Annotated in this window: 2 protein-coding genes; both read right to left on the minus strand. The window is 44.6% G+C overall.

Annotated elements, in window-relative coordinates; genetic code table 11:
- On the minus strand, positions 1-678 hold a 678-nt coding region (locus tag ACS8FC_RS15410), incomplete at its 3' end, for a prepilin peptidase (protein WP_439297418.1).
- Between the two features lie 7 nt (positions 679-685).
- Positions 686-945 (minus strand): type II secretion system F family protein (locus tag ACS8FC_RS15415; protein ID WP_439297419.1); only part of this gene is annotated, 260 nt, incomplete at its 5' end.

The following is a 945-nucleotide window of genomic DNA, read 5'->3' on the forward strand; positions in this document are numbered from 1 at the left end:
ATCACCTTGTCCCATCCCATGTTTCTTAGTGATTAAATAGAATACTTTGACGACGATCCAGAGTGATAAAAATCCGAAGAGTAATCCCCATATCGACTGCGTTGGCGAGACAAACCAGCTTTGTGAGTTGACCGCCAATCCTAGACCTGCTAGTGGAAAAGTCAGGCGATCGGGTAATAGCTGCGTATCAAAATCAATACCGGTTAGAGCCATTAGTATCCACACTAAAACGAGCGCCGACAACCCAGTTGCATTGACGCCGAATTTGTAGATCACGAGCACCGATAGTAAAGCGGTTACTAGCTCAACCGCAGGATAACGCAGACCAATAGCAGCTTTGCAGTTTGAACAGCGCCCTCTTAGTGCCAGCCAGCTGATTAAGGGGATGTTTTCATACCATCTGATCTTATGAGCGCAATGGGGGCAGCGTGAGGCAGGTCGACTCAAAGTAATGGGTTGGTCAGCAGCTACGATATTCGCTATGGGTAGCGTATGCTCGCGTGGCATATCTGCCTGTTCAATCATAAATTGGCTACATTCTTGTCGCCAACCATAAATCATCATAAACGGGATACGATGAATCACGACATTTAAAAAACTGCCAATACAAAGACCTAATAAACCAAATATGACCAAGGCTAAAGTTATATTTTCTTGTAGTAACGTTATAAATTGCATTAAATCATTATCCTACGACTGCGCCCATTTGGAAGATTGGTAAGTACATCGCAATGACCAAACCACCGACCAATACGCCCAGTACAGCCATAATGAGTGGTTCCATTAAGCTGGTCAAACCATCAACGGCGTTGTCGACCTCGTTTTCGTAATAGACAGCGACTTTATCTAGCATTTCTTCCAAGCTACCAGACTCTTCGCCGATACCAACCATTTGAATGACTAGACTTGGGAACAGGTTAGCTGAACGGATGGAGAACTGTAGTT

Source organism: Psychrobacter sp. 1Y4, assembly GCF_051847555.1.